The organism is Kitasatospora sp. CM 4170 (assembly GCF_032110285.1).
Lineage (GTDB): Bacteria > Actinomycetota > Actinomycetes > Streptomycetales > Streptomycetaceae > Kitasatospora > Kitasatospora aburaviensis.
In genome coordinates, this window is the sequence record NZ_CP134877.1 from 5970449 (window position 1) to 5986269 (window position 15821).

General features: G+C 72.6%; 16 protein-coding genes and 5 tRNA genes. 16 read left to right on the forward strand and 5 right to left on the reverse strand.

The genetic code is table 11. The features are described 5' to 3' along the window. The first annotated feature begins 226 nt into the window (after positions 1-226). From RMN57_RS25510 to RMN57_RS25540, 7 genes are all read left to right on the forward strand, one after another. Positions 227-1027 (forward strand): fumarylacetoacetate hydrolase family protein, encoded by an 801-nt coding sequence (locus tag RMN57_RS25510; RefSeq protein WP_313765646.1) that lies wholly within the window; start codon positions 227-229, stop codon positions 1025-1027. Beyond that, positions 1020-2519, forward strand: coding sequence for a glutamate--tRNA ligase (gene gltX, locus RMN57_RS25515; protein ID WP_313765647.1), 1500 nt, complete (start codon positions 1020-1022; stop codon positions 2517-2519). The genes RMN57_RS25510 and gltX overlap by 8 nt, the downstream gene beginning before the upstream one ends. A gap of 213 nt (positions 2520-2732) precedes the next feature. Continuing rightward, a tRNA-Gln gene (locus RMN57_RS25520) sits at positions 2733-2804 on the forward strand. Positions 2805-2845: 41 nt separating this feature from the next. Beyond that, positions 2846-2918 (forward strand) — tRNA-Glu (locus RMN57_RS25525). A gap of 27 nt (positions 2919-2945) precedes the next feature. Continuing rightward, positions 2946-3018: transfer RNA gene (locus RMN57_RS25530), tRNA-Glu, on the forward strand. 26 nt (positions 3019-3044) lie between these two features. Next, positions 3045-3120, forward strand: a tRNA-Glu gene (locus RMN57_RS25535). 59 nt (positions 3121-3179) lie between these two features. Continuing rightward, positions 3180-3254, forward strand: a tRNA-Gln gene (locus RMN57_RS25540). Between the two features lie 106 nt (positions 3255-3360). On the opposite strand, the gene ndgR is transcribed toward RMN57_RS25540, so the two are convergent. Beyond that, positions 3361-4074 carry an IclR family transcriptional regulator NdgR gene (ndgR, locus tag RMN57_RS25545; protein WP_148642806.1) on the reverse strand — a complete coding sequence of 238 codons (714 nt, stop codon included), beginning with the start codon at positions 4072-4074 and terminating at the stop codon, positions 3361-3363. Between the two features lie 231 nt (positions 4075-4305). Here ndgR and leuC point away from each other — a divergent pair, with 231 nt between their 5' ends. The 4 genes from leuC (at position 4306) to RMN57_RS25565 (ending at position 7706) form a co-directional block, all read left to right on the forward strand. After that, on the forward strand, positions 4306-5727 hold the full coding sequence (gene leuC, locus RMN57_RS25550; protein ID WP_313765648.1) for a 3-isopropylmalate dehydratase large subunit: 1422 nt from the start codon (positions 4306-4308) through the stop codon (positions 5725-5727). 5 nt (positions 5728-5732) lie between these two features. Then, entirely contained in the window at positions 5733-6329 is a 597-nt protein-coding gene (gene leuD, locus RMN57_RS25555) for a 3-isopropylmalate dehydratase small subunit (RefSeq protein ID WP_313765649.1), read from the forward strand. A gap of 182 nt (positions 6330-6511) precedes the next feature. Further along, a complete protein-coding gene (locus RMN57_RS37115) occupies positions 6512-6859 on the forward strand; it encodes a hypothetical protein (RefSeq protein ID WP_380235671.1) in 348 nt (115 codons plus the stop codon). 133 nt (positions 6860-6992) lie between these two features. Continuing rightward, the gene (locus RMN57_RS25565) at positions 6993-7706 is read left to right on the forward strand and encodes an HU family DNA-binding protein (RefSeq protein WP_313765650.1); all 714 of its coding nucleotides are present in this window, start codon (positions 6993-6995) and stop codon (positions 7704-7706) included. Positions 7707-8027: 321 nt separating this feature from the next. Here the strand turns inward: RMN57_RS25565 and RMN57_RS25570 are convergent, their stop codons facing one another. Beyond that, a complete protein-coding gene (locus RMN57_RS25570) occupies positions 8028-8249 on the reverse strand; it encodes a hypothetical protein (protein ID WP_313765651.1) in 222 nt (73 codons plus the stop codon). 43 nt (positions 8250-8292) lie between these two features. Then, positions 8293-9000, reverse strand: coding sequence for a 2-phospho-L-lactate guanylyltransferase (gene cofC, locus RMN57_RS25575; protein ID WP_313765652.1), 708 nt, complete (start codon positions 8998-9000; stop codon positions 8293-8295). Between the two features lie 218 nt (positions 9001-9218). On the opposite strand from cofC, the gene RMN57_RS25580 reads away from it, so the two are divergent. The 3 genes from RMN57_RS25580 to RMN57_RS25590 all read left to right on the forward strand — a co-directional run bounded on the left by RMN57_RS25580 (position 9219) and on the right by RMN57_RS25590 (position 12407). Beyond that, positions 9219-10049 carry a lysophospholipid acyltransferase family protein gene (locus tag RMN57_RS25580; RefSeq protein ID WP_313765653.1) on the forward strand — a complete coding sequence of 277 codons (831 nt, stop codon included), beginning with the start codon at positions 9219-9221 and terminating at the stop codon, positions 10047-10049. Beyond that, positions 10046-11047 carry an NAD(P)H-dependent glycerol-3-phosphate dehydrogenase gene (locus RMN57_RS25585; RefSeq protein WP_313765654.1) on the forward strand — a complete coding sequence of 334 codons (1002 nt, stop codon included), beginning with the start codon at positions 10046-10048 and terminating at the stop codon, positions 11045-11047. Before RMN57_RS25580 ends, RMN57_RS25585 begins: the two co-directional genes overlap by 4 nt. A gap of 217 nt (positions 11048-11264) precedes the next feature. Beyond that, on the forward strand, positions 11265-12407 hold the full coding sequence (locus tag RMN57_RS25590; RefSeq protein ID WP_313765655.1) for a D-alanine--D-alanine ligase family protein: 1143 nt from the start codon (positions 11265-11267) through the stop codon (positions 12405-12407). Positions 12408-12493: 86 nt separating this feature from the next. On the opposite strand, the gene RMN57_RS25595 is transcribed toward RMN57_RS25590, so the two are convergent. Together RMN57_RS25595 and RMN57_RS25600 are read right to left on the reverse strand one after the other, a co-directional pair. Further along, the gene (locus tag RMN57_RS25595; RefSeq protein ID WP_313765656.1) at positions 12494-13006 is read right to left on the reverse strand and encodes a DUF3515 domain-containing protein; all 513 of its coding nucleotides are present in this window, start codon (positions 13004-13006) and stop codon (positions 12494-12496) included. 20 nt (positions 13007-13026) lie between these two features. Beyond that, positions 13027-13260, reverse strand: coding sequence for an Lrp/AsnC ligand binding domain-containing protein (locus tag RMN57_RS25600; RefSeq protein WP_313765657.1), 234 nt, complete (start codon positions 13258-13260; stop codon positions 13027-13029). A 209-nt stretch (positions 13261-13469) separates the two neighbouring features. On the opposite strand from RMN57_RS25600, the gene RMN57_RS25605 reads away from it, so the two are divergent. Then, positions 13470-14435 (forward strand): thiamine-phosphate kinase, encoded by a 966-nt coding sequence (locus tag RMN57_RS25605; protein WP_313765658.1) that lies wholly within the window; start codon positions 13470-13472, stop codon positions 14433-14435. 342 nt (positions 14436-14777) lie between these two features. Next, the gene (locus tag RMN57_RS25610; protein WP_313765659.1) at positions 14778-15803 is read left to right on the forward strand and encodes a 6-phosphofructokinase; all 1026 of its coding nucleotides are present in this window, start codon (positions 14778-14780) and stop codon (positions 15801-15803) included. Positions 15804-15821: the final 18 nt, after the last annotated feature.

Below are 15821 nucleotides of genomic sequence, written 5' to 3' on the forward strand. Positions count from 1 at the left end.
TCGCTCCTCGCTTTCGGCACCGGCGCGCCCCTTCGGCTCGGGGCGGGGTTCGCCCGCTCGTGCCGTGTTCGGCCGCAACCCGCGCCGAACAGGGGCAAAGCGGACGGGGAAGGGCCCGCGCGATAGCCTGGACGACGATTGACGGGGCCGCGCCCACCGAGGGCGGGGCGCCCACCAGCGCCCGGGCGCGCCCCGGGCGGCCGACGAAGCGAGGGGTAGCCCAGCCGTGCGCATTGCCAGGTTTTCCGTCCGGGAAGGGAGCCCTGCCGCCGGCAGCGTCTCCTTCGGCGTGGTCGAGGGCGATCCCGTCCGGCCCGAGTCTCTGGTCGTCCACGCGCTGGCCGGCCACCCGTTCGGTCAGCCCCAGCCGACCGGCGAGAGCTACCGCCTCCAGGACGTCCGGCTGCTCAGCCCGATGCTGCCCAACAAGATCGTGGCGGTGGGCCGAAACTACGCGGCGCACGCGGCGGAGCTCGGCAACGACGTCCCCGACGTCCCGCCGACCTTCTTCAAGCCGTCCACCGCGGTGATCGGCCCGACCGAGTCGATCGCCTACCCGCCGTTCTCCTCGGACGTCCACCACGAGGCGGAACTGGCCGTGGTGATCGGCCGGATGTGCCGCGAGGTGCCGCTGGACCGGGTGCCCGAGGTGATCCTCGGCTACACCTGCGCCAACGACCTCACCGCGCGCGACGTCCAGCAGCGCGAGGGCCAGTGGGCCCGGGCCAAGGGCTTCGACACGGCGTGCCCGCTCGGCCCGTGGATCGAGACCGACCTCGACCCGGCCGACCTCGCCGTCACCTGCACCGTCAACGGCGAGCTGCGGCAGACCGGGCGCACCTCCCAGATGATCCGCTCGGTGGCCGAGCTGATCGTCCACATCTCCGAGGCCATGACGCTGCTGCCCGGCGACGTCATCCTCACCGGCACACCCGCTGGGGTGGGCCCGCTCAACGTCGGCGACGAGGTCGCCGTCTCCATCGAAGGCATCGGCACTCTCACCAACAAGGTGATCAAGCGTGGCTAACACTGACCCGAGCGTTCGGGTTCGCTTCTGTCCCTCCCCGACCGGGAACCCGCACGTGGGCCTGGTCCGCACCGCCCTCTTCAACTGGGCCTTCGCCCGCCACAACGGCGGCACGCTGGTCTTCCGGATCGAGGACACGGACTCCGCCCGCGACTCCGAGGAGTCGTACGACCAGCTGCTCGACGCGATGCGCTGGCTCGGCTTCGACTGGGACGAGGGCCCGGAGATCGGCGGCCCGCACGCGCCGTACCGGCAGTCGCAGCGGATGGACATCTACGCGGACGTCGCGCGCCGTCTGCACGAGGCCGGCCACGCCTACCACTGCTACTGCTCCACCGAGGAGCTGGACGCCCGCCGCGAGGCCGCCCGCGCGGCCGGCAAGCCGTCCGGCTACGACGGCCACTGCCGGAACCTGACGGACGACCAGATCGCCGTCTACAAGCTGGAGAAGCGCGAGCCGATCCTGCGCTTCCGGATGCCCGACCGCACCATCGCCTTCGACGACCTGGTGCGCGGCACGCTCACCTTCGAGCCGGAGAACGTGCCCGACTACGGCATCGTCCGGGCCAACGGCGCACCGCTCTACACCCTGGTCAACCCGGTGGACGACGCCCTGATGGGCATCACCCACGTGCTCCGCGGCGAGGACCTGCTCTCCTCCACCCCGCGCCAGATCGCGCTCTACGCGGCGCTCGCCGAGATCGGCGTCGGCAACGGCACCACCCCGCGCTTCGGCCACCTGCCGTACGTGATGGGCGAGGGCAACAAGAAGCTCTCCAAGCGCGACCCGCAGGCCTCGCTCAACCTCTACCGCGAGCGCGGCTTCATCCCCGAGGGCCTGCTCAACTACCTGTCGCTGCTGGGCTGGTCGCTCTCCGCCGACGACGACCTCTTCAGCACCGAGCAGCTGGTCGCGGCGTTCGACATCGCCGACGTGAACGCCAACCCGGCCCGCTTCGACCTGAAGAAGTGCGAGCACATCAACGCCGAGCACCTGCGCAGGCTCGCGCCGGAGGAGTTCGTCCGCCGCCTGGTGCCGTACCTGCAGGCCCCCGGTCTGCTGCCGGCCGAGCCGAGCGCCGAGCAGCTGGAGCTGCTGGCCAAGGTGGCGCCGCTCACCCAGGAGCGGATGGTCGTGCTCAGCGAGATCGTGAACATGGCCGGCTTCCTCTTCGTCGACCCGGCCGGCTTCGCGGTCGACCCGGACGACGCGGCCAAGGTCCTCACCGCCGACGCCCGGCCGGTGCTGGAGGCCAGCATCAAGGCGCTGGAGGCGCTGGCGGACTTCACCCCGGAGCCGATCCAGGCCGCGCTGCGCGAGGCCCTGGTGGACGGTCTGGGCATCAAGCCCAAGTTCGCCTTCACGCCGCTGCGGGTGGCCGTCACCGGCCGCCGGGTCTCGCCGCCGCTGTTCGAGTCGATGGAGCTGCTCGGGCGCCCCGAGACGCTGCGCCGGCTGAGCGCCGCCCTGGCGGCCCTCCCGGCCGCCTGAGGCCCCTCCGCGGGCGGCTGCGGACCCGGTTCCGACCTGGTCCGCAGCCGCCCCGGCCACGGCCTGGGGTTATCGATTTTGGAGCCAGGCCAGACGTCGGGTAATGTTCTTTCTGCGCCGCCCGGGAGGGAACGGACGAGGGAGCGAAACCCCCGCCGGTTCCGAACGAGAGGCGCAACGCCTGAGCGGGGCCCGACGAGGGTTCAACTCTGGTGGGGTATGGTGTAATTGGCAGCACGAGTGATTCTGGTTCATTTAGTCTAGGTTCGAGTCCTGGTACCCCAGCGCAGTACCCAGCAGTACAGGCAGTACAATTGAAGATCCAAGCCCCCGTTGTGTAGCGGCCTAGCACGCTGCCCTCTCACGGCAGTAGCGCCGGTTCGAATCCGGTCGGGGGTACTGATCCCGCAAGGGATCGCCTGGAAAGCCCCCGTTGTGTAGCGGCCTAGCACGCTGCCCTCTCACGGCAGTAGCGCCGGTTCGAATCCGGTCGGGGGTACTGATCCCGCAAGGGATCGCCAGGAAGCCCCCGTTGTGTAGCGGCCTAGCACGCTGCCCTCTCACGGCAGTAGCGCCGGTTCGAATCCGGTCGGGGGTACCAGAGCGGAAGCCGGTGGTTGTCGTCTTCTAGGAGACGCGCCCATCGGCTGAATGCTTTGTTGGGGTATGGTGTAATTGGCAGCACGAGTGATTCTGGTTCATTTAGTCTAGGTTCGAGTCCTGGTACCCCAGCCAGAGAAATGCAGGCCCCGGTGATCCGGGGCCTTTCGCATTTCCGGGTATTTCCGTGGAAAGGGCCCGCGCACGGTGTGCGCGGGCCCTTTCGGTTCGGTTCGGCGGTTCAGCCGCGGCGCAGGGCCTCGGTGAGCCGGTTGGCGGCCTCGATGATGGCCTGGGCGTGCAGCCGGCCCGGGTGGCGGGTCAGGCGCTCGATCGGGCCGGAGACGGAGACGGCGGCCACCACCCGGTTGGAGGGGCCGCGCACGGGCGCGGAGACGGACGCGACGCCCGGCTCGCGCTCCCCGATGGATTGGGCCCAGCCGCGCCGCCGGACGCCGCTCAGCGCGGTGGCGGTGAAGCGGGCGCCCTGGAGGCCGCGGTGGAGCCGCTCGGGCTCCTCCCAGGCGAGCAGGACCTGGGCGGCCGAGCCGGCCTTCATCGGCAGGGTGCTGCCGACCGGGACGGTGTCCCGCAGGCCGGAGAGCCGCTCGGCGGCGGCTACGCAGATCCGCATCTCGCCCTGCCGGCGGTAGAGCTGTGCGCTCTCGCCGGTGACGTCGCGCAGGTGGGTCAGGACCGGGCCCGCGGTGGCGAGCAGCCGGTCCTCACCCGCCGCGGCGGAGAGTTCGGAGAGACGGGGGCCGAGGATGAACCGGCCCTGCATGTCCCTGGTGACCAGTCGGTGGTGTTCGAGTGCGACGGCGAGTCTGTGGGCCGTGGGCCGCGCCAGACCGGTGGCGGCGACCAGCCCCGCCAACGTGGCGGGGCCCGACTCCAGTGCGCTCAGCACCAGAGCGGCCTTGTCGAGAACGCCGACGCCGCTAGAGTTGTCCATGCCCTAAGACTGCAGTCTCATTCCGCGAGACGCAAGTTCAATCTTCCGCGAAAAGCGCCACTCTGGATGCAGCAGCCCGGGAGACATCCAGGATGCGACCTCAACAGAGTGTCCGCATCGTGGACACCGATCCGGCGTGCAGGTCGCGCGACGCGAGCCTCACAGGGCGGCGAAAGCACTGACCCCGACGACACGAGAAGGCCGGCAACGCGGCCGGCTGGAGGGAATCCGATGGGACGGACACTCGCAGAGAAGGTCTGGGACGACCACGTCGTGCGGCGCGCCGAGGGCGAGCCCGACCTGCTCTTCATCGACCTGCACCTGCTCCACGAGGTGACCAGCCCGCAGGCCTTCGACGGCCTCCGGTTGGCCGGGCGAAAGGTCCGCCGCACCGACCTCACCATCGCCACCGAGGACCACAACACCCCGACCCTCGACATCGACAAGCCGATCGCCGACCCGGTCTCCAAGGTCCAGCTGGAGACGCTGCGTCGCAACGCCGCCGAGTTCGGCGTCCGGATCCACTCGCTGGGCGACGTCGAGCAGGGCGTCGTGCACGTGGTCGGTCCGCAGCTCGGCCTGACCCAGCCCGGTACGACCGTGGTCTGCGGCGACTCCCACACCTCCACCCACGGCGCCTTCGGAGCCCTCGCGTTCGGCATCGGCACCAGCCAGGTCGAGCACGTGCTGGCCACCCAGACGCTGCCGCTCGCGCCGTTCAGGACGATGGCGATCACCGTCGAGGGCGAGCTGCCCGAGGGCGTGACCGCCAAGGACCTGATCCTGGCGATCATCGCGCGGATCGGCACCGGCGGCGGCCAGGGCTACGTCCTGGAGTACCGCGGCTCGGCCATCCGCAGCCTCTCCATGGAGGCCCGGATGACCGTCTGCAACATGTCGATCGAGGCGGGCGCCCGGGCCGGCATGATCGCCCCCGACCAGACCACCTTCGACTACCTGGAGGGCCGTCCGCACGCCCCGAAGGGCGAGGACTGGGACGCCGCGGTGGCGTACTGGAAGACCCTGGTCACCGACGAGGACGCGGTCTTCGACCACGAGATCTTCATCGACGCGAACGAGCTGACGCCGTTCGTCACCTGGGGCACCAACCCGGGCCAGGGCGCGCCGCTCGGCTCGTCGGTGCCGGACCCGGCCTCCTTCGCCGACCCGCAGGAGCGGATCGCGGCCGAGAACGCCCTGGCGTACATGGGCCTGGAGGCCGGCACCCCGCTGCGCGAGGTCGCGGTCGACGCCGTCTTCGTCGGCTCCTGCACCAACGGCCGGATCGAGGACCTGCGCGCCGCCGCGGCGATCCTGGAAGGCCGCCGGATCGCTGACGGCGTGCGGATGCTGGTCGTGCCGGGCTCGGTGCGGGTCGCCCTGCAGGCCGTCGAGGAGGGCCTGGACAAGGTCTTCACCGCCGCCGGCGCCGAGTGGCGCCACGCGGGCTGCTCGATGTGCCTGGGCATGAACCCCGACCAGCTGGCCCCGGGCGAGCGCTGCGCCTCCACATCGAACCGCAACTTCGAGGGCCGCCAGGGCAAGGGCGGCCGCACCCACCTGGTCTCCCCGCAGGTCGCCGCCGCGACCGCCGTCCTGGGCCGACTGGCCGCGCCCGCCGATCTCTCGTCCGACGTCGCTGTGGAGGCCTGAGCAGCATGGAGAAGTTCACCACCCACACGGGTCGCGCCGTTCCGCTGCGCCGCAGCAACGTCGACACCGACCAGATCATCCCGGCCCACTGGCTGAAGAAGGTCACCCGTTCCGGTTTCGAGGACGGCCTGTTCGAGGCCTGGCGCAAGGACGAGTCGTTCATCCTCAACCGGCCCGAGCGGCAGGGCGCCACGGTGCTGGTGGCCGGGCCCGAGTTCGGCACCGGCTCCTCCCGCGAGCACGCCGTCTGGGCGCTGCAGAACTACGGCTTCCACGCCGTGATCTCGACCCGGTTCGCCGACATCTTCCGCGGCAACTCCCTGAAGAACGGCCTGCTCACGGTGGTTCTGCCGCAGGACGTCGTGGAGCGGCTCTGGGAGCTCACCGAGGCCGACCCGACCGCCGAGATCACCGTGGACCTGGAGGCCCGCGAGGTGCGTGCGGAGGGCGTCACGGCCTCGTTCGAGCTGGATGACAACGTCCGCTGGCGGTTGCTGAACGGCCTGGACGACATCAGCATCACCCTCCAGAACGAGGCCGACATCGCCGCCTTCGAGGCGACCCGGCCGGCCTTCAAGCCGCGTACTCTGCCGGCCGCCTGAGCCGCGTCGGAGAACAGGCATTCTGACGTTCCGCCGGATGGCCCGCCTCCCCTCGGGGGGGCGGGCCATCCGCCGTTCCGGCCCCGGAGTTAGCCGCCCCGGCCCACTGCCGATTGCCGATTTGGCAATGGCGCACAGGGGCCCGCGCAAGCACAAGTGCGGGTAGATGGCACAATCAGTACATGCACCGGCACCATGAACCTCCGTACGCGGGCGGCGAACCCGCGTCACCGGAGTCCACGGGCCGGGGAGCCGAACGCCGAATTGACGATCGGCCGGACGCCACCGCCTCACCTGCTGAGGGGCTGGACGACCCGGAAGTCGCAGCGCTCTACGCGCTTGTGGCCGAGCGGTTGAAGCAAGCTCACGCCCGCGTGCATGCGCTGAACGTGTCTGCCGATGCAAAGACCGCTCTCACCCGACAACTCCTGATCGTCACCGAGACCGCCAAGCGCGATCTTCCGGAGGCGGCAAGGCGGTTGAGTCGCTTTGTCCAGGACCTCGACGAGGGGCGCCCGCCCGTCGTCTGAGGTCGCCGACGCGCAAATCCATTGCGACACTAGGGTGATTCGCGCGTTTGGTAATTGAAAGTCCGCAGATACATACCTAACGTGCGAAATGAACGGATGGAATCATCCGGCGCCCGTTTCCGAAGGGGAAGACGTGAACAAGGCTCAGCTTGTCGAAGCGGTGGCCGAGCAGCTGGGCGGTCGCAAGGCTGCCGCAGAGGCCGTCGACGCAGTGCTCGACACCATGGTCCGCGCCGTCGTGGCCGGCGACCGGGTGTCGGTCACCGGTTTTGGCACCTTTGAGAAGGTGGAGCGCTCCGCGCGCTTCGCCCGCAACCCGCAGACCGGCGAGAAGGTCAAGGTCAAGAAGACCTCGGTGCCCCGCTTCCGTCCCGGCCAGGGCTTCAAGGACCTGGTCAGCGGCAGCAAGAAGCTGCCGAAGGAGGGCCCCTCGGTGAAGAAGGCCCCCAAGGGCTCCCTCACCCCGGGCAAGAGCGGCGTCGCCGCGACCCCGGCCGCCAAGCGCGCCGCCACCAAGCGTGCCGCCGCCGCGGCCCCGGCCGCCGCCAAGAAGACCGCGGCCGCCGCCAAGAAGACGGCGACCACCGCCGCGGCGAAGAAGACCACGGCGACCGCCGCCAAGAAGGCGACCGCCACCAAGAAGGCCACCACGGCCGCGGCGAAGAAGACCACCGCGACCGCCGCCAAGAAGACCACGGCCGCCGCCAAGAAGACGGCGACCACCGCCGCCGCCAAGAAGACCACCGCGGCCGCCGCCAAGAAGGCGACCGCCACGGCCAAGAAGACGGCTCCGGCGAAGAAGACCGCCACCCGCAAGACCACCGCGCGCAAGACCACCGCGAAGTAATTCCGCGAACGGCCTGCCTGAGCCGTGGCGCACCCCTCCCGGGGCTCCGGGGGCGGGCCGCCACGGCTCTTCGCTTTCCGGGCGAGGTCCGGTCACGGACGGGCGGGGCCGTGCCCGGCCGGGCGTGGCGGGGGTGTTGGGCGTTACGGCGGCGCGAACGCGCCCGGCCTGGGCCGGCCCGGTGCGGGGGTGCGGCGGCTGCGGCGGGCGTGATGAGCCGCAGAAGGGGCGCGCGACGTCGCTGATGCGCCTGCTCGGTGGGTGGCCCCCCACCGGTGGCCGCTGGCCGGTGCACGGCCTCGGGTCGGACGGCCCGGGGCGTCAGGCCCCGGCCGGGTCGGGGAAGGTCTGCAGCGTCACGAAGACGACCCGGCGGGCCTCGCCGGTGCCCTCGGTGCGGATCCGCACCCGCTGACCGGGGCGCAGCAGCCGCAGGCCGCCGGCGTCGAAGGCGGCCGCGTCGAACGGCACCGGGGTCCCGTCGTCGAGCAGCACGGAGCCGGCCCGGGTGGCGGGGTCGAAGGTGAACGCGGTGGCCTGCATGGCAGCAGCATAGCGAGCGCGGACGCCAGGCCCCGGAGCCGTCTCAGCGCCGCCCGGACGGCGGGGCGGGGGAGTAGCCGAGCCGGGCCGACAGGGCGGCGGTGTGCGGACCGACGCCGAGCGCGAGGGCCTCGCCGAGGTCGGCCCCGGTGTCGACGTCCCGGCGCACCGAATCCACGCCGGCCAGGCGGAGTTCACGGGCGCCGCCGGCGGCGTGGCGCTCCCGGGAGCCGTCGCCGAAGGCGGGCGCGAGCGGGTTGCCCGGGGTGCAGGCCAGCAGGGTGGTGCCCAGGCCGGGGGTGTCCGCGAGGAAGGCCCGGCCGGTCGGCGGCACGGCGGCCAGCACCCGGGCCAGTTCGGCCGGGCGCAGGGCCGGGAGGTCGGCCGAGAGCGTGGCCAACGGCGCGTGCGGGGCGAGCGCCAGCGCGGCCGCCGCGCCGTGCGCCAGCGCGTGGTTGAGGCCGCCCCCGGGTTCGTCGCCGACCACCGTGGCACCGAGTGCGGTGAGCCGGGCGCCGGCCGCCGCGTCCCGGGTGACGACCAGGACCCGGGCCACCCCGGGCGTGGCCAGCGCGGCCGCGACGGTGTCCAGGGCGAAGCAGAGCGCGAGGTCCGCGCGGTGCGCTCCGGCGAAGGGCGCGAGCCGGGTCTTCGCCAGGGCCGGCGGCTTGAGCGGCAGCACCAGCGACCAGTCGGAGGCGGGTGCGGGGGGCGCGACGGCCCCGCTGGGGCGTACGGTGTCCTGGGTCATCGGCGCCATTGTGGCGCCGGTCCCGGAACCCTCGCCACGCCGTCCGAGCTGTGCGGACGTGCGTTTGGTCACGCCCGCCGGAGGTGCTGGCGGGGTTGCTCGACAGCCGGTCGGCGGTGGGGCGAGACTGTTCCGCGCCCGCGCCCCGCACCGGGGCCCGCGGGCGGCGAGAGAACCTGCGGCACCCGGGGTGCCGCACCGGATGAGGAGGACCTGGGGTGGCCCGCCGCTCGTACGCCAGCTTCGGCAACGCCGACTACGGCATCTGGTACCGCTTTGCGGCCGTGCTGGTGAAGCCGGTGACGACCGCGCTGGTGAAGCCCGACTGGCGGGGCTGGGAGCACCTCCCGAAGGAGGGCGGCTTCATCGCCGCGGTCAACCACAACTCGATCATCGACCCGGTGGTGTACGCGCACTGGCAGTACAACAGCGGGCGCCCGCCGCGGATCCTCGGCAAGTCCTCGCTGTTCTCGATCCCGTTCATCGGCTTCATGCTGCGCAAGACCGGCCAAATCCCGGTGTTCCGCGAGTCGACCGACGCCGCGCAGGCGTTCCGGGCCGCGATCGACGCGGTGAACGGCGGCCAGTGCGTGCAGTTCTACCCGGAGGGAACGCTCACCCGGGACCCGGACCTGTGGCCGATGACCGGCAAGAGCGGCGTCGCCCGGGTCGCGCTGATGACCGGTGCGCCGGTGATCCCGGTGGCGCACTGGGGTGCGCACGAGATCATCCCGCCGTACGGCAGGGGCGCCTCCGGCAAGGGGAAGTTCAACCTCTTCCCGCGCCACCGGGTGACCGTGGCGGCCGGGCCGGCGGTGGACCTGAGCAAGTACCAGGACCAGGAGCTGACCCCGCAGGTGCTCAAGGACGCCACCGAGGACATCATGGAGGCCATCACCGCCGTCCTCGCCGGCATCCGCGGCGAGGAGCCGCCGGCCGAGCGCTACGACATGCGTGCGGCGGCCCGGCACCGGGCCGAGGCGGCCGCGGCCGAGCGGCAGCGCGCGGCCGGCAAGCGCTACAACGGTGACGAGGAGGCCGGCAAGTGACCCGCTGTGCCGTGTTCGGGACGGGTTCCTGGGGGACGGCGTTCGCGCTGGTCCTCGCCGACGCCGGCTGCGAGGTGGTGCTCTGGGGCCGCCGCAAGGAGCTGGTCGACGCCGTCAACACCACCCGGGTGAACCCGGACTACCTGCCGCAGGTGTCGCTGCCGGACTCGGTCCGGGCCACCACGGACGCCGCCGAGGCGCTGGCCGGCGCGGACTTCGCGGTGCTCGCGGTGCCCTCGCAGACGCTGCGCGAGAACCTGGGCGCCTGGGCTCCGCTGATCGAGCCGCAGACCGTGCTGGTGAGCCTGATGAAGGGCATCGAACTCGGCACCGCCAAGCGGATGAGCGAGGTCATCGCCGAGGTCGCCGGGGTCGGGCCGGAGCGGGTCGCGGTGGTCAGCGGCCCCAACCTGGCCCGCGAGATCGCCAACCGGCAGCCCGCGGCGAGCGTGGTGGCCTGCGCCGACGAGGCAGTCGCCAAGCGGCTCCAGGCCGCCTGCCACACGCCGTACTTCCGCCCGTACACCAACACCGACGTGATCGGCTGCGAGCTGGGCGGTGCGGTGAAGAACGTGATCGGCCTGGCGGTCGGCATGGCCGACGGCATGGGCCTGGGCGACAACACCAAGGCGACGCTGATCACCCGCGGCCTGGCCGAGACCACCCGGCTGGGGCTGGCGCTGGGCGCGGACCCGTACACCTTCGCCGGGCTCGCCGGCATGGGCGACCTGGTGGCGACCTGTTCCTCGCCGCTCTCCCGCAACCACACCTTCGGCACCAACCTGGGCCGGGGGATGTCGCTGGCGGAGACCATCGCCGCCACCCGGCAGACCGCGGAGGGCGTGAAGTCCTGCGAGTCGGTGCTCGACCTGGCCCGGCGCAACGGCGTCGACATGCCGATCGTCGAGGCGGTGGTGGACGTCGTGCACAACGGGCGCCCCACCCAGGAGGCGCTGCAGGCGCTGATGTCCCGCTCGGCCAAGGCCGAACGGCACTGACGCCGGCCTGCGCCGGTCCGGACCGCACCGGTCCGGACCGCACTGCGGACCGCACCGGTACGAACGGCGCCGAACCGAACGGTGGCGCGGACCGCCCGGACGCAGCGCGGCACCGGGGAGCCGAAGGACGGTTCGCGTGCCGTCCGTCGCCCGCCCGGCGGCGCCCCGGGGCGGCTGACTTTCCGGAAACGGCTCGCACGGTAGTCTCGAACGCGATATGAGCATCGAACAGACCTCCCCGAACCCGTCCGCGAAGCCGCGTGTTGCGCTGGTCTTCGGCGGGCGCAGCTCCGAGCACGCCATCTCGGTGTCCACCGCGGGCAGCGTGCTCAGGGCGATCGACCGCGAGAAGTACGACGTGCTGCCGATCGGCATCACCCACGAGGGCCGCTGGGCGCTGGTGAGCGACGAGCCGTCCCGGATGGCCATCACCGACGGCCGGCTGCCGGACGTCGCCCACGTCGCCGAGGCCGTCGAGGGTCAGGTGTCCCTGCCGACCGCGCCGGGCAGCCGCGAGGTGGTCCTCAGCGAGCCGGGGACCGCCCCCAAGGTGCTCGGCGAGGTCGACGTGGTGTTCCCGCTGCTGCACGGCCCCTGGGGCGAGGACGGCACCCTGCAGGGCCTGCTGGAGCTCTCCGGCGTGCCCTACGTAGGCAACGGCGTGCTCTCCAGTGCGGTCGGCATGGACAAGGAGTTCACCAAGCGGATCCTGGCCTCGCACGGCCTGGGCGTCGGCCGGTACACCGTCGTCCGCCCGCGCGACTGGGAGACCGAGGCCGGCCGGGACGCCGTCCGCGAGCGGGCCGCCGAGCTGGGCCTGCCGCTGTTCGTGAAGCCCTGCCGGGCCGGCTCCAGCATCGGCATCACCAAGGTCAAGGACCTCGCCGACCTCGACGCCGCGATCGAGGAGGCCCGTCGGCACGACCCCAAGCTGATCATCGAGGCGGGCGTGGCCGGCCGCGAGATCGAGTGCGGCGTGCTGGAGTTCGAGGACGGCCTGCGCGCCAGCGTGCCGGGCGAGGTCCTGGTCGGCGGCGGCTACGAGTTCTACGACTTCGAGGCCAAGTACATCGACTCCTCCGAGGTGCGGATCCCGGCGGACCTGACCGCCGAGGAGACCGCGGAGATCCGCCGCCAGGCGATCGCCGCGTTCGAGGCGCTCGGCTGCGAGGGCCTGGCCCGCGTCGACTTCTTCCTGCTGGAGGACGGCAGCTGGATGGTCAACGAGGTCAACACCATGCCCGGCTTCACCCCGATCTCGGCCTACCCGAAGATGTGGGAGGCCACCGGGCTGGCCTACCCGGAGCTGATCGACCGGCTGCTGCAGGCGGCGCTGCGCCGCTCGACCGGCCTGCGGTAGCCCGCGCACGACGACGAGGGCGGGCCGGGAGCTGCTCCCGGCCCGCCCTCCGTCGGTGCCGCCGCCGGGTCCGGCCGGACCCGGACCTACGGGATGTTCGCCTTGACCGCTGCGCTGAGTGCGGCGACCGGGTCGAACGGGTTGCCGGAGGCCCCCCCGGGGACGGTCACCTCGACGTACGCCTTGCGCATGGTCGAGGTGAACCGGTAGCCGCCGTCGTCGAGCTTCTGCGGCCACCAGGTGACGTCGTCGACGGTGGGGGAGTAGTCCTTCGCGGCCTCGCCGTTCAGCGCCTCCGGGCGGTCCACGCCGCAGCGCAGCACGATGCGCGGCGAACTCGCCCACGCGGCCACGTACGGCGAGGCCGGCGACGGGTCCTTGCGGGCGTGGCCGAGCAGCTCCTGCGGGAGCGCGGTGGCCAGGTTCCGGCAGTAGCCGGCCGCCTTGGCGGCCGGCTCCGGAACCTGGATCCGCTCGGGCGCGGACCAGCTGCCGAGCAGCACCACGACCGTGCAGGTCAGCGCGACCGGCAGCGCCAGCCAGCGGATCGGGGCCGGCAGCGCCGCCAGGACGCGGGGGACTCGGAGTTCTCTGGCCACCCGCCGATGGTAGCGGGGCCTTACAGGTGGACCACCGGACAGGTGAGGGTGCGGGTGATGCCCTCGACCTGCTGGACCTTGGCCACGACCAGACGGCCCAGCGCGTCGACGGTCTCGGCCTCGGCCCGGACGATCACGTCGTAGGGGCCGGTCACGTCCTCGGCCTGCAGGACTCCGGGGATCTTGGTGATCGCGTCGGCCACCGCGGTGGCCTTTCCGACCTCGGTCTGGATCAGGATGTATGCCTGTACCACGGAAGGACCTCCCGGCGGCTGGGTACGGGGTCGGCGCCGTGATCGCCCGGTCAGGCGTCGGGGGTGGAGCGGGCTCACCGGCAGTCTGATCACCACGCTACCGCGCGGGGCCCCGGGGAGGGAGCCCTCTGCACCGCAAGAGGGCGTACGCTGCGCGCGGGGGAGCGCGTACCGCAGGAGTTCGTATTTCAAACGCGAGAGGACGGCAGATGCAGGGGACCGTGGGCGAGCTCGGCGAGTTCGGCCTCATCAGGGAGCTGACCGCCCGGGTACCGCTCACCGCCGCGGTCGACCTCGGCCCGGGCGACGACGCGGCCGTGGTGAAGGCGCCGGACGGCCGGGTGGTGGCCACCACGGACGTGCTGATCGAGAACCGGCACTTCCGCCGCGACTGGTCGACCGCCTACGACGTGGGCCGCAAGGCCGCCGCCCAGAACCTCGCCGACGTGGCGGCGATGGGCGCGGTGCCGACCGCGATACTGCTCGGCCTGGTCGCCCCGGCCGACCTGCCCACCACCTGGGCCACCGAGCTGATGGACGGCCTGCGGGACGAGTGCCAGGTGGCCGGCGCGACGGTGGTCGGCGGTGACGTGGTGCGCGGGGACGTCATCACGCTGGCCATCACGGCGCTCGGGGATCTCCAGGGGCGCGCGCCCGTGACACGCGCCGGGGCGAAGGTGGGCGACGTGGTCGCGGTCACCGGCTGGCTGGGCTGGTCCGCGGCCGGGCTGACCGTGCTGCAGCGCGGCTTCCGCTCGCCGCGCGCCTTCGTCGAGGCGCACCGCCGGCCCGAGCCGCCGTACCACGCGGGACCGGCCGCGGCCGAGTTGGGCGCCACCGCGATGGTCGACGTGAGCGACGGGCTGGTGGCCGACCTCGGCCACGTCGCCCGGGCCAGCGGGGTGGACATCGACCTGCGCGCCGCCGACTTCGACGTGCCGGCGCAGATGGCCGACATCGGCCAGGCGGTCGGCGTGGACCCGTTGGTCTGGGTGCTCTCCGGCGGCGAGGACCACGCGATCGTGGCGACCTTCCCGCGTGGTGTCCAACTCCCCGCCCGCTGGCGGGTGGTGGGCGAGGTGACGGCCCCGGCGCGGGCGGCCCGCGGCGGCCGGGTGACGGTGGACGGCGAGGCCTGGGACCGGGTCGGCGGCTGGGACCACTTCGCCGAGTGACCCCGCGGTTCGCCGAGTGACCCCGCGGTTCGCCGGGTGACCGCGCGAGGCGCCGGGTGACCGGGGCGTTCGTCGAGTGGCCGGGCCGTTCGCCGGGTGACCGCGCGGTTCGTCGAGTGGCCGGGCCGGCCGGGCGGTTGATGCTCCGCCGGGCCCGGCTCTCCGGCCCGGCGGGCTCCACTGCGCACCTCCCCGGCGCGTGGCGCAACGCCGCGCGCCCCTCCCATGGGCGAAGCGCCCGGCCGCGGCCGGGGCCGGCGCGTACGCTGGCGGGAACCGAGCCCGCCCGCCCGTCCGGTGCGGGTGGCCCGAACCACTGCGGAGCGGGAGAGTCCACCCATCATGCGCATCGGTGTCCTGACCAGCGGCGGCGACTGCCCGGGCCTCAACGCCGTGATCCGCTCCGTGGTGCACCGCGGTACGGACGTGCACGGTGACGAGATCGTCGGCATCGAGGACGGCTTCCTCGGTCTGATCGAGGGCCGCACCCGCCCGGTCTCGCACGACGACGTCACCGGTCTGCTGACGCTGGGCGGCACCATCCTCGGCTCGGCGCGGGTCCGGCGCGACCGGATCGCCTGGGCGGTGGACAACGCGCGCACCCTCGCCCGGGACGTCGGCATCGACGCGCTGATCACGATCGGCGGCGAGGGCACGCTGACCGCCGCGAAGATGTTCAGCGACGCCGGGCTGCCGGTGGTCGGCGTGCCGAAGACCATCGACAACGACATCGACGCCACCGACGTCACCTTCGGCTTCGACACCGCGGTGCACGTCGCGACCGAGGCGATCGACCGGCTGAAGACCACCGCCGAGTCCCACCAGCGCGTCATGGTCGTGGAGTTGATGGGACGCCACACCGGCTGGATCACCCTGACGGCCGGGATGGCGGGTGGTGCGCACGGCATCCTGATCCCGGAGAAGCCCTTCGACATCGAGGCGGTGGCCCGGATGGTCGAGGACCGGTTCTCCCGCGGCAAGAAGTTCGCCATCATCGCCGTCGCGGAGGGCGCGGCGCCGCTGCCCGGAACGCTGCGCTTCGACCACGGCGCCGTCGACCAGTACGGCCACCAGACCTTCGGCGGGATCGGCAACCGGCTCGCCCACGAGCTGGAGGACCTGCTCGGCAAGGAGGCCCGCCCGGTCATCCTCGGCCACACCCAGCGAGGCGGCACCCCCACCGCCCGCGACCGGGTGCTCGCCACCCGGTTCGGCTGGCACGCGGTCGAAGCGGTCCACCAGGGCGCGTTCGGCCACTTCACCGCGCTGCGCCGCAACGACATCCGGCTGGTGCCGGTGGGGGACGCGGTCACCCGCCTCAAGACGGTGCCGAAGGACCGCTGGGCGGAATCGGAGGCCGTGCTCTGAGCGGCCGGGGGTAGGTTG

What these genes read in the sequence shown, in the direction of transcription:
- ndgR (WP_148642806.1), bottom strand. Translation starts at nt 4,074, where the DNA reads ATGGACAACTCTAGCGGCGTCGGCGTTCTCGACAAGGCCGCTCTGGTG.
- leuC (WP_313765648.1), top strand. Translation starts at nt 4,306, where the DNA reads ATGGGACGGACACTCGCAGAGAAGGTCTGGGACGACCACGTCGTGCGG.
- leuD (WP_313765649.1), top strand. Translation starts at nt 5,733, where the DNA reads ATGGAGAAGTTCACCACCCACACGGGTCGCGCCGTTCCGCTGCGCCGC.
- RMN57_RS37115 (WP_380235671.1), top strand. Translation starts at nt 6,512, where the DNA reads ATGCACCGGCACCATGAACCTCCGTACGCGGGCGGCGAACCCGCGTCA.
- RMN57_RS25570 (WP_313765651.1), bottom strand. Translation starts at nt 8,249, where the DNA reads ATGCAGGCCACCGCGTTCACCTTCGACCCCGCCACCCGGGCCGGCTCC.
- cofC (WP_313765652.1), bottom strand. Translation starts at nt 9,000, where the DNA reads ATGACCCAGGACACCGTACGCCCCAGCGGGGCCGTCGCGCCCCCCGCA.
- RMN57_RS25590 (WP_313765655.1), top strand. Translation starts at nt 11,265, where the DNA reads ATGAGCATCGAACAGACCTCCCCGAACCCGTCCGCGAAGCCGCGTGTT.
- RMN57_RS25605 (WP_313765658.1), top strand. Translation starts at nt 13,470, where the DNA reads ATGCAGGGGACCGTGGGCGAGCTCGGCGAGTTCGGCCTCATCAGGGAG.
- RMN57_RS25610 (WP_313765659.1), top strand. Translation starts at nt 14,778, where the DNA reads ATGCGCATCGGTGTCCTGACCAGCGGCGGCGACTGCCCGGGCCTCAAC.